The organism is Janthinobacterium sp. HH102, from assembly GCF_001758625.2.
GTDB lineage: Bacteria > Pseudomonadota > Gammaproteobacteria > Burkholderiales > Burkholderiaceae_D > Janthinobacterium.
In genome coordinates this window covers 569,835-583,738 of the sequence record NZ_CP062062.1, presented here as the reverse complement: position 1 = coordinate 583,738, position 13,904 = coordinate 569,835, and the positions used below count along the sequence as shown (strand labels likewise).

At 65.7% G+C, this 13,904-nt stretch carries 14 protein-coding genes; 1 reads left to right on the top strand and 13 read right to left on the bottom strand.

From position 1 onward, the window contains the following. Positions 1 to 4 precede the first annotated feature (4 nt). The 12 genes from JAB4_RS02625 to JAB4_RS02570 form a co-directional block, all read right to left on the bottom strand. A complete protein-coding gene (locus JAB4_RS02625) occupies positions 5 to 982 on the bottom strand; it encodes a type II secretion system F family protein (RefSeq protein WP_070219073.1) in 978 nt (325 codons plus the stop codon). A 12-nt stretch (positions 983 to 994) separates the two neighbouring features. After that, a complete protein-coding gene (locus JAB4_RS02620; protein ID WP_083287262.1) occupies positions 995 to 2,341 on the bottom strand; it encodes a CpaF family protein in 1,347 nt (448 codons plus the stop codon). A 50-nt stretch (positions 2,342 to 2,391) separates the two neighbouring features. Further along, entirely contained in the window at positions 2,392 to 3,561 is a 1,170-nt protein-coding gene (locus tag JAB4_RS02615; RefSeq protein ID WP_070219071.1) for an AAA family ATPase, read from the bottom strand. Positions 3,562 to 3,616: 55 nt separating this feature from the next. Next, entirely contained in the window at positions 3,617 to 4,225 is a 609-nt protein-coding gene (locus JAB4_RS02610; protein ID WP_070219070.1) for a TadE/TadG family type IV pilus assembly protein, read from the bottom strand. Further along, positions 4,215 to 4,697, bottom strand: a complete 483-nt coding sequence (locus JAB4_RS02605; protein ID WP_070313047.1) for a TadE/TadG family type IV pilus assembly protein — start codon at positions 4,695 to 4,697, stop codon at positions 4,215 to 4,217. The genes JAB4_RS02610 and JAB4_RS02605 overlap by 11 nt, the downstream gene beginning before the upstream one ends. Next, a complete protein-coding gene (locus JAB4_RS02600) occupies positions 4,694 to 6,121 on the bottom strand; it encodes a pilus assembly protein TadG-related protein (RefSeq protein ID WP_070219069.1) in 1,428 nt (475 codons plus the stop codon). Before JAB4_RS02600 ends, JAB4_RS02605 begins: the two co-directional genes overlap by 4 nt. Next, positions 6,111 to 6,419, bottom strand: coding sequence for a hypothetical protein (locus tag JAB4_RS02595; protein ID WP_070219068.1), 309 nt, complete (start codon positions 6,417 to 6,419; stop codon positions 6,111 to 6,113). Before JAB4_RS02595 ends, JAB4_RS02600 begins: the two co-directional genes overlap by 11 nt. A gap of 16 nt (positions 6,420 to 6,435) precedes the next feature. After that, positions 6,436 to 7,884: a type II and III secretion system protein family protein gene (locus JAB4_RS02590; protein WP_227742085.1), complete on the bottom strand. Its 1,449-nt coding sequence runs from the start codon at positions 7,882 to 7,884 to the stop codon at positions 6,436 to 6,438. Between the two features lie 20 nt (positions 7,885 to 7,904). Then, positions 7,905 to 8,759 (bottom strand): Flp pilus assembly protein CpaB, encoded by an 855-nt coding sequence (gene cpaB, locus JAB4_RS02585; protein WP_070219066.1) that lies wholly within the window; start codon positions 8,757 to 8,759, stop codon positions 7,905 to 7,907. Continuing rightward, positions 8,756 to 10,129 (bottom strand): ATPase, encoded by a 1,374-nt coding sequence (locus JAB4_RS02580; protein ID WP_083287258.1) that lies wholly within the window; start codon positions 10,127 to 10,129, stop codon positions 8,756 to 8,758. The genes cpaB and JAB4_RS02580 overlap by 4 nt, the downstream gene beginning before the upstream one ends. A gap of 93 nt (positions 10,130 to 10,222) precedes the next feature. Then, positions 10,223 to 10,756: an A24 family peptidase gene (locus JAB4_RS02575; protein ID WP_070219065.1), complete on the bottom strand. Its 534-nt coding sequence runs from the start codon at positions 10,754 to 10,756 to the stop codon at positions 10,223 to 10,225. A 53-nt stretch (positions 10,757 to 10,809) separates the two neighbouring features. Continuing rightward, the gene (locus tag JAB4_RS02570) at positions 10,810 to 10,992 is read right to left on the bottom strand and encodes a Flp family type IVb pilin (protein WP_034752975.1); all 183 of its coding nucleotides are present in this window, start codon (positions 10,990 to 10,992) and stop codon (positions 10,810 to 10,812) included. Positions 10,993 to 11,473: 481 nt separating this feature from the next. Here JAB4_RS02570 and JAB4_RS02565 point away from each other — a divergent pair, with 481 nt between their 5' ends. Beyond that, positions 11,474 to 12,520, top strand: a complete 1,047-nt coding sequence (locus JAB4_RS02565) for a GGDEF domain-containing protein (RefSeq protein WP_070219064.1) — start codon at positions 11,474 to 11,476, stop codon at positions 12,518 to 12,520. 121 nt (positions 12,521 to 12,641) lie between these two features. On the opposite strand, the gene JAB4_RS02560 is transcribed toward JAB4_RS02565, so the two are convergent. Next, the gene (locus tag JAB4_RS02560) at positions 12,642 to 13,868 is read right to left on the bottom strand and encodes an HD-GYP domain-containing protein (RefSeq protein WP_070219063.1); all 1,227 of its coding nucleotides are present in this window, start codon (positions 13,866 to 13,868) and stop codon (positions 12,642 to 12,644) included. Between the last annotated feature and the right edge of the window lie 36 nt (positions 13,869 to 13,904).

The following is a 13,904-nucleotide window of genomic DNA, read 5'->3' as shown; positions in this document are numbered from 1 at the left end:
GGTTTTATATCCTGATACGGATGACGTTACGCATCCAGACGACGCCCAGCGCCACCATGCCAGCCGCGTACCACAGCAGTTTGATGCCGCTGGGATCGGTCCACAGCAGGCGGATGTATTGCGGGTTGACCAGGGCCATGACGCCGATCATCACCACCGGCATCAGGCCCAGCACCCAGGCCGACATGCGCCCCTCGGCCGACAGCACGCGCACCTGTCCCAGCAACTTCAAGCGGGCGCGGATGATGCGGGCGATGCTGACCAGCACCTCGGCCAGGTTGCCGCCCGATTCGCGCTGCACCAGCACGGCGATGACGAGGTAGCGCAAGTCCGTCAGCGGGATGCGCGCAGCCAGGTTTTGCAGCGCCTCGTTCATCGGCACGCCGTAATTGATCTCTTCGTGCGCCGTCTTGAATTCGCCGCTGATCGGCTCATTGAGTTCGTCTCCCACCATCTGCAGCACGTTCGAAAACGAGTGCCCGGCGCGCAGCGCGCGGGCCAGGAAATCGGCCGCTTCCGGCAGTTGCGCCTCGATCTTTTTCAGCCGCGCCGCGCGCGCGCGCAGCACGAACAAACACGGTGCGCTCACGGCACAGGACAGCAGCAGCAAGGCGCCGGGCAAGGGCATGGACCAGGCCGCCAACAGCAGCAAGGCCGCCAGCAGCAAGGCGCCGCTGCCGCCCAGGAATTGCGCCACCGACCAGGACAAGCCCGATTGCAGCAGCAAATGATCCAGCCGCGCCGCCTGCGGCATGCGCCGCAGCAGCCGCTCCAGGCCGGGCGAACGCGCATAGCGGCGCTGCTTGAGGATGGAGACGCGCTCGCCGCCCGCCTCGCCGCGCGCCGCCATCAGCCGCAGGCGCCGGTTGATGCGCCGCGCCGCGCTGCCATGCGTGCCCGACCACCACAGCCAGGCCCCTTCCACCATCAGAATGCAGGCGGCGAACAGCAGCACGGCAAAGCCGTAGAACACCAGGTCCATGATCCCTCCCCCTTACTCATAAATTCGGTCCGGGTCGAACACCGTGTCCGGCACCGGCGCGCCGAACATGCGCAAGCGCTCCGTAAAGCGGGGCCGCACGCCCGTGGCGCAAAAGTGGCCCTGCACCTTGCCGTCGGCATCGACGCCCGTCTGCTCGAAGCGGAAGATTTCATGCATGGCGATGATGTCGCCTTCCATCCCCGTCACTTCCTGCAGGCTGACCAGCTTGCGCGCGCCATCCGTCAGGCGCGACACTTGCATCACCACCGTCACGGCCGAACAGATCTGCTGGCGCGTGGCGCGCGGCGTCAGGTTCACGTTGGCCATGCCGACCATGTTTTCCAGCCGCGCCAGCGCGTCGCGCGCCGTGTTCGAGTGGATGGTCGCCAGCGACCCTTCATGGCCCGTGTTCATCGCCTGCAGCATGTCGAGCGCCTCGGCGCCGCGCACCTCGCCCAGGATGATGCGGTCGGGCCGCATGCGCAGCGCATTGCGCACCAGCGCGCGCTGGCTTACTTCCCCCTTGCCTTCGATATTCGGCGGGCGCGTTTCCAGCCGTACCACGTGCGGCTGGCGCAGCGCCAGTTCGGCCGCATCCTCGATGGTGACGATGCGCTCGCTGCCGGGAATGAAGCCGGACAGCACGTTGAGCAGGGTCGTCTTGCCGCTGCCCGTGCCGCCCGAGATCAGGATATTGATCTTCGCCTGGCCCAGCGCCTGCAACACCTGCACCATGGGCGGCGTCAGACTTTTGTAGTCGAGCAGGTTGGCGATGCTCAAAGGCTGCACGGCAAAGCGCCGGATGGACAGGATCGGGCCATCGACGGCCAGCGGCGGAATGATGGCATTCACGCGCGAGCCGTCCGGCAGGCGCGCGTCGACCATCGGGCTCGATTCATCGACGCGCCGTCCCACGCGCGAGACGATCTTTTCGATGATCTTCATCAGGTGCGCATTGTCGTGGAAGGTCACGTCCGTCAGCTGCAGCCGCCCGCCCCGCTCCACATACACCTTGTCGCAGGTATTGACGAGGATGTCGGACACGCTGGCATCGGCCAGCAGGGGTTCGAGCGGACCAAAGCCCAGCATCTCGTGCTGGATGTCGAGCACCAGGCTATGCCGCTCGTGCTGATTGAGGACGATGCGCTCTTCCTCGATCACGCGCTGCACCAGCAGCGCCAGCTCATGCTTGAACTGCTCGGCAGTCAGGCGTTTCAGGCGTTCCAGGTCGATACGGTCGAGTATCGTCTGGTGCATGGTTTTTTTCAGTTCCTGGTAGGCGTGCAGCGCCAGCGCGCCTTGTCCATTGCTGGCGGGGCGCACCGTTTCATTTGCCGCCAGGCGTTCGCGTAAAGTCATCTCGGCTCCCATGATGGCCCCCGGCGGGAGCCTTGACATATGTTTCTGTCCTAAACCTCGCTGCGGCTGAACAGGCGGTCGAACAGGCCGCGGCTTTCCGTCACGCGGCGCGCTGTCACCAGCTCCACCAGCTCGGCCAGGCTGCGCGCCACGGCGCTGGTGCGCGACAGCTGCAGCAGCGGGATGCCCTGGTTGACGGAATCGGTGGCGGCGATGTAATCGTTGGGCACCGTGTGCACCACTTCCGCGCCCAGCGCCTGCTCCAGGTCCGCCAGGCGCAGGCGCCCGCCCTTCTCATAACGGTTGACGATCAGGCGCAGGCGCTCGCCCGGATAGCCGAGCGAACGAAAAATGTCGAGCAGGCGCCGCCCGTCGCGGATGTCGGGCAAGGCCAGCTGCAGCACCGGATAGATGGCGTCGGCGTTGTCGAGCGCGCGCAACGACAGCGCATCGATCTGGCGTCCCACGTCGAGCACGATGTAGTCGTAGTGCTGGCGCGCCACGGCCAGGATGCGGTCCATGTGCTCGGGCTGCATGTCGACCTTGTGCGCGGGGTCGTCGGCCGCCGCCAGCACGCCGAAGTTCGGCGTCACGTGCACCAGGCACGAGGCGAGGAAGGCGCCGTCCATGCGCGCGATCTGGGCACAGATGTCGGACAGTGTCATCGCCGGCTTCTGGTCCGAGACATACAGGGTGGCGTCGCCGAACTGGCCATGCAGGTCGATCAGCAGCACCTTGCAGCCGGCCAGGCTGGCCAGCGCGTAGGAAAAATTCGTCGATAGAAAAGTGGCGCCGCTGCCGCCCTTGCACGAGATGAAGGCGAGGACTTTACCGTCGCGCATCTGCGTCACGCCGGCCTGGATATCGACCCGATCCATCGCCTCGTGGAAGGCCTTGTGCACCAGCGGCAGCTGCAGCACTTCGCGCATGCCGGCGCGCATGGCGCGGATCAGCACATCCTGCTGCTGTCCGCGCGTGAGCAGCATCAGCACGGCCAGCGGATACTGGCGCGCCAGGCGCTCGAGCAGGTCGGCTTCATCGGCATCGATACCGCTGGCGTCGACGATCACCAGTTCCGGTGCTTCCGGCAGCATGCGCTCGACGGCGTCGCGCAGGCCGCTGCGCCGTTCCAGCAGCCGCAGCACGGGCATGCGGGCCGCCCCCTGCGCGGCAATTTCATCGTGCAAGCTGGCGTCGCGGCTAATCATCAGGGCTTTCATCGCACTTCCTCGCTTCTTTCAGGTCTACACAGTCGGCTGCGCCGCCAAGTGGCGCTCAAGGACAAAAACCGGGATTGTCCGGATAACCCAGCGACTCGGCCACGGCCATGGTGGCGCCGTTGGGCAAGCGCACGGCGCCTGCGCCGGAAGGAAACATCACTGCCAGCAGCGGCAGGATGGGCCGGTACGGCACGCTCTCGCAGCGTCCGCCATCGCCGGGCACGCACAGGCGCGCGCGCACGAAACGGATGCAGCTGGCGCCATGCGGATCGTCCAGGCAATTGATGCGGTTACGCTGCGGACAACCGGGCATCACCGTCACCGGCAATGCCGCCAGCGCGGCGCCGCCGCTGGACTGCGACAGGTAATCGATGCGCACATACGCGTCGCTGATGCCGCCGCCCAGCGGCAGCACGCCAGGCGCGGCGCGCAGCACCGCTTGCGCGCGCACGGCCTGCAGCGCACTTGCATTGCTGAAATCGGTAACGGCGGCGCCGCGCGCGGCACGCCGGGTAATCTCGTGCACCATATTCCATAGATACACGGCGCGCGCCACTTCCAGCATGGCGAACAGGAAGAGAAAAAACAGCAGCGCCAGCATGGCGAACTCGACGGCGAAGACGCCGCCCTGGCGCTGCCGGCGGGGGCGCAGGTTAATTAACATAGCGTACTGTCGCATTGGCGCGCAGCGGGATCGGCGCCAGCTGCGGCAGCCACTTGCGGGTCAGTTCGGGCAGGAAATCCACAGGCATGTCGACGGACAACTTGATGCGCACCTGCAGCGGCGCCGCCGCATAAGTGCCGCAGCTGTAGGAGTCGTCGGCATACACGCATTCCACGCTGATCAGGTATGGCTGCATGGCCGGCCAGCTTTCCGCCATGGCATCGACCACCATCTGCCGGGCAAACACGGCACCCTGGTTCGCCGTGTCGCCCCTGGCCATCTGCGACAGCGGCATGGTGGCCAGGTAGCGCGCCGCATCGTGCGTACTTTTTTGCAGGGCCGTGTACACCAGCAACGCGCGGCCGAACAGCAGCACGAAAGGCAGCAGCGCCATGAAAAACAGCAGGATCAGCGCCAGCTCGATGGCGGCGACACCCTCCTGGCGGCGTCGCGCGCGGCAGGGCGGCCTCATTGCAGCAACTCCGCAGGGCCCGCCAGCGCGCCCTCGGCCACGAGGCCGTCAAATTCGGCGCTCAACACGCCGTTGCTGGCCGGCGCCGTCATGAAGAAGCGGCCGATGCCGCGCACCTGCGCCAGCACGTCGCTGCCGGCCGGCACCGGGCAGGCCAGCAGGGCAATATGCAGCAGGCGCCGCTGCGCCACGCCCGTATTGCCGGTCGGCGCCGTCTGGTAAGCCAGCGTCTGGTATGGCGGCGTGGCAGGGTAGCCGGGCTTGGCGGCCGGCGCGGCAGGGCTAGCCGGATACAGCCTGGCCCAGTCGCTGGTGGCGAACGGCACGTAGCCGCCGGCCGGCTTCACACTGCTGTACTTGACCGCCTTGCCAAACGACCACAGCGGGCCGTAACTGCCAACGGCAGGCGGCGTCGCGTTCGATTCCGGATCGGCCACGGACAGCAGCGGATTGCCGGTGCTCAGGGCGCTCGGCGCGTCGGGCGAGTTCGTCATCCACCAGTTCGTGGCCGTATTCGGATAGGCGCGGATATTCGTGTCGGGCGGCGCCGTGACGGGATGACAGCCGCTGCCCGCATGCAGGTTGAAGCGCGCGTTGAAGGCCGGCCACAAGGCGGCGGGAAACGGCCGGTGCACATGCACTTGCGCGCTGCCGATGCGCGGGTACAGCACCGTGCCGTTGCACACAAACGGCAGCACGCTGGACTCGCCGACCTGCAGCGACGAGCCCACCACGCCCGGCTGGCCCAGGGGATTGAGCACGAAGTGTTCGGCCGCCGGACCGTGCGGATTGAGTTTCAACAGGTTATACGCCACGCCGCGGCGAAAACCATATTCCAGCAGCTCGACGGCCGGCAGCAGCGCCGCATTCGTGCGCGGGCTGGCCGCGCTGGCCGACAGCGCGCACACGGCCAGCGGCGTCAGGTTCAGGCTGGTACGTCCTGCCACGGCGCGCCCCCCCGTGTCCAGGGTGCGCAGCGCCGGCGACAAGGCGCCCAGGAACGCCGTCGCCACCCGCCCCAGCGACGGTGCATTGGCCTGCGTATCGACGCGCACGAACAGCGCCGTGGCGGCGTCGGGCACGGCGCCCGCCGCATGCCATTCGCTGGCGGGCGCGCCGGGCGCGCTGGCGAAGCGGATGCTGGCGTCCGACAGGATCGCGCCCTGCATGCGGCGCCGCCACGCGCTCTTGTCGGCCGCACTCTGCTTGGCCTTGTCCACGGCAGCGAGCAAGCCTTCGGGCGTGCCCACCAGTTCGGCGGCCGCCGCCAGCGCCGCGTTGTCGGCCAGGTTCTGCAATTCCGTCTTGCGGCCGATGACCTGTCCCACGTCGAGCGCCAGGCCGATAAAGCCCAGCACCAGGATAAGCAGGATGGAAAAGGCGATCAGCATCGCCCCGCGCTCGCGCCGGCGTCTATTTGCCATTGGCGCCTCCCAGCATGAACTGCACCGGCTGCGGCGTCTGGCCGTTCGGTTCGGCGAACGAGGCGCGGTAGCGCTGCATGACGGCGTGCGCGCTGGGGCCGTCAAGCCCGTCGGCAGGCTGGCGATTGTCCGCGCTGGCCGGATCGCGCACCTGCTGCGCCATGGCCAGACGCACGGCGTCGCCGAAGCGCGGGTCCAGCTGCGGCGTGCTGCTACTGCTGTGCGCGCAGGCTGCCAGCTGCAGCGCCAGGGTCAGCGCGGCCAGGCGCCGCAGCCATATCAGGAGCGAATTCGGCATGGCGTGTCTCCCCGTCTCATTTCAACTCGAAGCCGTTGGCCGCGCGCGGCGGCGGCACGGACGGCGGCGCTGGCGGCACGGTGGCTTCCATCTTGCCGCGCAACATCAAGTCCGTGCGCGAAGGCGGCGCCAGCTGCGCCGTCGGCAGCACGACATCGGCCGGCAAGGGTTTCACCAGGTGCGCGGTAATGACGAACAACAATTCCGTGCGGTCATGCTGGAAGTCCGTGCTGCGAAACAGCGCGCCGAGGATGGGCAGTTCGCTCAGCCACGGCACGCCCGCGATGTTGCTCACCTGGTTGTTCTTGATCAAGCCGCCGATGGCATAGCTCTGGCCGTCATACAGCTGCACCGTGGTCGAGGCGCGCCGCGTGGTGATGACGGGCAAAATAGAACGTCCGCTGACGCCGGCGGCGGAAATGCCCACCCCTTCGCGCGACAGTTCCGACACTTCCGGCGCCACCTTCAAATTGATGCGCCCGCCCGACAGCACGGTGGGGGTAAATCGCAGGCCGACGCCATACTCGCGCTCTTCCAGCGTGATCTTGTTGTTGTCCTGGCCGACGGGAATGAAGATCTTGCCGCCGGCCAGAAAACTGCCCTCCTGTCCGCTGATCGCCATCACCGTCGGCTCGGCCAGGATGCGTACCAGGCCATCCTGTTTCTGCGCCTCGATGGTCAGCTGCTGGCCATTCGACTTGCGCACGTCGAGCAAGCCATTGGCCGTGCCGCTCAAGAAATTCGACAGCAAGGTGGTGGCCCAGCTGCCGGAGGCGAAGCGCAGGGTGGCGCCCACTTCCAGCCGTTCCAGCAGCGACTTCGACACTTCGGCGATCTGCACGGCCAGCATCACCTGCTGCGGCGCGCTGACGTCGAGCATATTGATGACGCGGCTGTTCGCGCTGCCCGCGCCGCCGGGTGCAGCGGCCGCGAGCGGCAAGGCGGCGCCATCGGCTGGCTTGGGCAGCGCCAGCGGTGCGGTGGCGCGGCGCACATACGCATGCGCCAGCTCGACGGCGCGCAGCACGGCGCCCGCATCCTGCACCGTGCCCGACAGCACCAGGGTATCGGCCACGGCCGTCACGCGGATGGCTTTTTCTTCCGGCATCAGGGCCGCCAGGGTCGTTTGCAGGCCGGACGGGTCCATGCTGACACTGACGTTCACCACGCTGCACACGCCGCTCCTGCCCTGGATGATCATATTCGTGCTGCCCACGTCGACACCGACTACATACAAGGTGTCGGGTGCGACCAGCATGGCTTGCAGCATGGCCGGATTGCCGACGCTGCGGGCCAGCACCGCCTCGGGCAGGTGCAACATGCTCGACTTGCCCACCTGCAGCTGCAAGTTGCCGGGCGTCGCCGCTTCGCCGCCGCAGCGGGGGCCAGGATCGGCTGCCGCGCCGGCAAGCGGCAACAGCAGGCAGCACAGTGTCAGCAGGGCGCGGTTCATGAGCGTGTCCATGGTTGATCAAGGCAACAAGGCTAAAAACATTCGCGCGACTGGCGCGTCCCATCGATGACGCCGCTGCACTGGCGCTTGGGCTCCAGCGGCGCCTTGGCCACGCGCACGGGACGCGGCGCCACGGCCGGCACGGGCGCGGCGGCGGGAGCAGGCTCGGCTTCATGCGGTCCGCCCAGCAGGGTCAGCTTGGTGGCACCCGCCGTCACGCCCGGCTGCGGGTCGACCTGGTTGCGCAGCACCAGCGACAGGCTGCCCACGCTGCGCGCCAGATCCAGGTTTTCCGCCTGTTCCGGCGTCACTTCCAAGGTCACGGCATTGACCACGCGCGGCTTGGTCTCGTCGCGTCCCACTTCCTGCGCCACGGCCAGCACGAGGATGCGTTCGAGCACGATCTTGGAAATGTTGCGGCTTTGCGGAAACGCGCGGTCGCCGGCATCCTGCTGGGTACTGACGATGATGTCGACATAATTGCCCGGCAAGGCGAAGCCGGCCACGCCGATCACGTCGTTGACGCGCACGGTGATGGCGCGCCGCCCTTCCGTGATCAGGGCCGACAGGCCGCCCAACGTCCCCACGGGCGCCAGCTTGGCTTCGCTCAGCGGCTCGCCGCGCAGCACGCTGGTTTTCAGCACCCGTCCCGCCAGTTTCGCCGGGTCTTGCAACGCGCCTTGCGGCAAGCTTTCCGCCGGCCATTCGGCCAGGCGCAGCATCTCTGGCGTCAGGCGCTGGCCCAGGTTGACATCGCTGGCGGCGACGACGATCTTGCCCTTGCCGGCCGGCGTCTGGCGCAGCAGCCAGTGCGAGGCCAGCAGCACGGCCAGCAGACCCAGCACCACGGCCAGGCCCATCATCAGCAGGGCGCGCCGGTTTTTCATGCGATGCGCTCGCACAGGCTGGCGGCCGGCATGTCGCAACTGGCAAACAGGCTGCTCCAGGCCTGCTCCAGGGCGCCCACCGTCAGGCGCGCCTCGCTGCCGGCAAAGCCGGCGAAGTCGCCTATGCGCGCCAGCAATTCCTGCGGATAGCTGGCCAGCAGGGGCCGTCCCTGCGCGCCATGCAGCTGCAGCAGATGGTTCAGGGCCAGCTCGTCGATGGTCATGCCGGCCAGGCGGCATTGCTGGCGGAACAGGGCGCGATAGGCGTTCTCGGCCAGCGGCCCCACCTGCACCTTGTAGCCGATGCGGCGCAGCAAGGCAGGATCGAACAGCTCGCCCGGCGGCACGTTCGTGGCCAGCACGAGGGCGTTATCGAAGGGCACGCTGATCTGCACGCCGCCGGGCAGGCCCAGCTGATCGCTGCCCCGTGCCAGCGGCTGCATCAGCCGCGTCAGCAGTTCTTGCGCGCCCAGGCGCTGGCGGCCCAGGTCGTCGATGATCAGCATGCCGTTGTTGGCCCGCACATGGGGCGGCGCCTGGTAGCAGCCGCCGCTGGCGTCAAGGCGCAGCTCCAGCGTGCCGGCGTCGAGCTCGGCGCCCACGTGGATCACGGGACGCTGGCACAGCACCCAGCGGATATCCGTGCTGCGCCGCTCCAGCGCCTGGCGCGCATGGCTGACGTGCTGCGGCGCGGGCGGCAGGTGCTGGGCCGGATCGTACAACTGGATGATGTCGTGGCCGACGACGATGGCGTAGGGCACGGCGACCAGCCCGTGCAGCAATTGCCCCAGCTGCAGCGCCAGGGTCGACTTGCCGCTGCCGGGCGGACCGTACAGCAGCAGCGAGCGCCCCGAATGCAGGGCCGCGCCCACCACGTCGAGCATGCCCGGCCCCGCATGGGCGCCGCCGAGCACGGCGGCCAGGTCATCGCTGCCGACACGCTGTTCCTGCGCCAGCCACGACTGGCGCGCCACCATGGCGCGGTACGCTTCCAGGGTGACGGGAGCGGCGCCGATATACGCGCAGCGTTCAAGAAAAGCGCTGGCGCGCTGCTTGCCGGAGCCCGTCAGCTGGTACTGCACGTCGATGTCGGACTCGCCGCGCCAGGCCACTTCGGCCATCTGCTCCATCACCATGAAATCGAGCACTTCGCGCAAGATATTGATCGACAGGCGCAAGCGCGTCGTCAGCGCGGACAGATGCGTCTTGCCGCCCACAAACATCAGCTTGGCAATCAGTTCGACGACCAGCGGCCGTTCCAGCCCCGTTTCACGCAAGCTCTTCGGCTGCGGCGGCAAGGGCGGCATCAGGTTCGCGTCGGCGGGGCGCGGAACGCTGTCGGTGCTCATGGAATAGTCGACCTCGGTCATGCTGCGTCTCCTAGCCGGTTAAGACTGCTTTGAACAGAATTCATTCTAGCGAGCGGGCACTGGCGCCCATTGATTCAGAGCAATGAATGCCAATCAGAAATAATGCTGCCCTTGCACCACCAGGCAGCCCAGGGCAATGGCCAGTCCGTACGGCATGTTGCCCACGCTGGCATGGCTGCCCAGTGCGGTCGGCGCCAGGGGAATGCCGGCCATGCGCGCGATCATCGGCCACAGCAGCTGGCGCAGATTGCCGAGGCAGGCGCGCCACTTGCCCTGGTACGTGATCATCAGCACGGCCATCAGGCCGCCCAGGACAAACGTGGCGAAACAGATCTGCAGCACGGGCCAGGGACCGGCAAAGGTGCCCACCATGGCAATCAGCTTGACGTCGCCGGCGGCCATGCCGCGCAGCACATACAGAGGCAGGAACAGAAAGAAGCCCGTCGCCATGCCGCCCAGCACCAGCTGCGGCACGCGGTGCGGCCACAACCACAAATGCAGCGCCAGCGCGGCGAGCATGCCGGCCAGCACCAGCCAATTCGGAATCTTGCGTTGGATCAGATCACTGACGGCGGCCCCCGTCACGAAGCACAGCAACAGCAGGTCGCACAAGGCAGTTGCAGGCATGGCACACCTCCCGAAAAAAACCCGCTGCCGGCCGGCCAGCAGCGGGCACCCGCTTAGGGCGTCAACACCAGGTTCGACGAGATGTCGGTGAGGACGGCCAGCAAGTTGGTCTTGATCAGCAAGAATCCGGCCGTGATGGCGGTGGCCATCAAGGCCGCAATCAGGCCGTATTCGATTGCCGTAATGCCATCCTCATCCTTGACAAACTGCTGTACTGCCGACAGGAAGGTATGCATGACAAGCTCCCAAAAGTGAATCACAAGTCCCTGGCGCAATCGGGTGTGAAACATTGCCCTTTCCTGCTAATATGTTTCCTGCCGTAAATTTCTGCGCCATTGCATTGACTATAAAGCGTCCACGTTTTGGCAAATTGACGCGCCACAAGTTTCCATATGGAAATTATCAAACCTTGTCGACATGGCGGCTGGCGCAAACAAATGTTGCGATGCGGATTGAAAGCCTTCGTCAGGGCAAGTTTTTTGCAATGTAGTGCATGAATCTCATGTATTTACATGAAATATTGCATACGTTAATTGCCTATTAGGCAAAAAGACATTATCCTGCTTAGCTCTTCTTTGGAAAGGCCTCTCGCCCGGCGGTACAGAGCGTCATGCCACCAAATAAATCTTGGCTTCTTGTAGACGGACGCGAACATGCTCTTGCTTGATGCAATGCTGGTATGACGACACTTGTGTGACTACTTTCCAGAGAACGACAATGGATTCCCTACTGAAACACATGGTGGACATGACCGGGCACCGCGACCACACGATGCTCGACATTTCCGTGATCTCGGCAGTGCAGGAACTCGCTGCCGCGTCGCAGACCCGTGTGCTGGCCCTGACCACCGTGCGTGGCCAGGTATTCGTGCGGTCGCGGGCCATCATCGTGGCGGGCAGCGTGGCCCGCATGGAAGAGCATACCGACCCTACCCTGCCAGGCGAACCGCTGTCCGACTACCCGGCCCTGGCCGCCTGCATCAAGCGCCATGAAGCGAGCGCCGACACCCTGTGCGCCGACGGCCGCCACCTGCTGTGGCTGCCCATCTGGATCGGCGACCAGGTCACCACCTGCCTGGAAATCACCAACCCCACGCCCTACACGGGCGCCACCATCCAGGTGATCGGCGGCATCGTCAGCGTGTACCGCAATTTCCAGAACCTGCTCGACTACAGCGAACGCGATTCGCTCACCGGCCTGTTGAACCGCAAGACCTTCGACGACCAGCTGGCGAAAATCCTGCACAGCCGCGGCGAACCGGAAGCGGACAAGCCGCGTCCCGTCGATGAAGAACGGCGCCACCATACGGACACGGAACGGCAATGGCTGGCCGTGATTGACGTCGATCATTTCAAACTGGTCAACGATAAGTTTGGCCACCTGTATGGCGATGAAGTGCTGATCCTGATCGCCAACCAGCTGCAATCGTCGTTCCGCTCGCAAGACCGCATCTTCCGCTTCGGCGGCGAGGAATTCGTCGTGCTGCTGCGCTCGATCACCCTGGAAAATGCGCAGAAAATCATCGACCGCTTCCGCACCAATGTCGAGGCGCACGACTTCCCGCAAGTGGGCAAAGTCACCGTCAGCGTGGGCTTCGTCAGCATCAACGCCTACGAGGCGCCCGTCATCATCCTCGGCCGCGCCGACCAGGCCTTGTATTACGCCAAGAGCCATGGCCGCAACCTGGCTTGCCATTACGATGAGCTGGTCGCCAAGGGCTTGCTTACCACCATCGCCTCGAACGATACGGCGGAATTTTTCTGATCACCTGACAAAACGTCCATCGCGGCGTTGCCGGCGCTCGCCGTACTCGTCGTACTGTCTTCGCGCCAGCGCCTTGCCCTGAACGTTTTTCAGGCGCTCTTTTTCAAAGAACACACACCGTTCATGCATCCGCCAGCGAGATAAAACGCATGGGATCGACCTGCCACTTGGCCGCCGACTCATGGCCGACGATCTTGTCGGCGCCGCCAAAACCGAAGCCGCGCGACAGGTCCACCGTCTCGGGCTTGATGTAGGTCTTGCTCTTCGTACTGAAAAACACATTCACTTTCGGCGCCAGCAGATTGCTTTCGTGCGCCTCGACGACGACGGCCAGGCGGCCCGATTCCAGCATCACCATGGTGCCCACCGGATAGATGCCCACGCAGCGCATGAAATCCTGCGCAAACACGGGGTTGAAATGGAATTTGCTCCATTCATAAATCTTGCGCAGGGCTTCGGCGGCGGGAATGCCCTTGTGATAGCTGCGGTCCGACGTCAGCGCGTCGTACACGTCGACGATGGCGGCCATCTGCGCCAGCTCGCTGATGGCGTCGCCGGCCAGCTGGTCCGGATAGCCGCTGCCGTCGCGCCGCTCGTGGTGATGCAAGGCGATGTCGAGCGGAATGGCGCCCAAGTCGGGCGACTGCAGCAGGATCTCGTAGCCATCGCGCGGATGGCGCTTGATCAGGGCAAATTCCTCGGACGTGAGGGGACCGGGCTTGTTCAGCACGCTATCGGGCACCAGCGCCTTGCCCGTGTCGTGCAGCAAGCCACCGAGGCCCGCCTGGTGCGTGGTGGCCGCATCGATGCCGCGCGAGCGGCAAAACGCCACCAGCAGCGCGCACACGCTGACGGAATGCAAAAAGGTGTAGTCATCCTTGGTCTTGATGCGCAACAAGCCGACGAGGGCGCCGGGATTGCGCAGGATCGATTCGGTAATATCTTGCACCGTGTGCTGCACGCGGTCGAGCTCGACCGCCTTGCCCAGGCGCACGTCGGCCATCACCGTACGTACCAGGCTCGCGGCCTGGCGCCGCACCTGCGCGGCGCGCGCCAGTTCCATGCCCAGCGACACGCGCGTGACCACCTGCGGCGCCGCGGCGATCTGCACCAGTTCGCGCTCGGTCTCGGCGCGCGCCTGCGCTACGGTGGGCGCATCCTGCACGTCGAGGCCCTTGCCGCTGTCGATCACCACGTCGTGGATGCCGGCCTGCACGATCTTGCGGATTTCATCGTCGCTGCGCAACAGAAAACGGTTGCGCACGAACGGATGCGTCATCCAGTCACAACTGAGGTCATGAATGTACATGCCCACTTTTAATTGAGACGAATCAACTTTCTTGAGCATGCTGTCATCCCACAAATACGCGGCTGGAGCACCGAA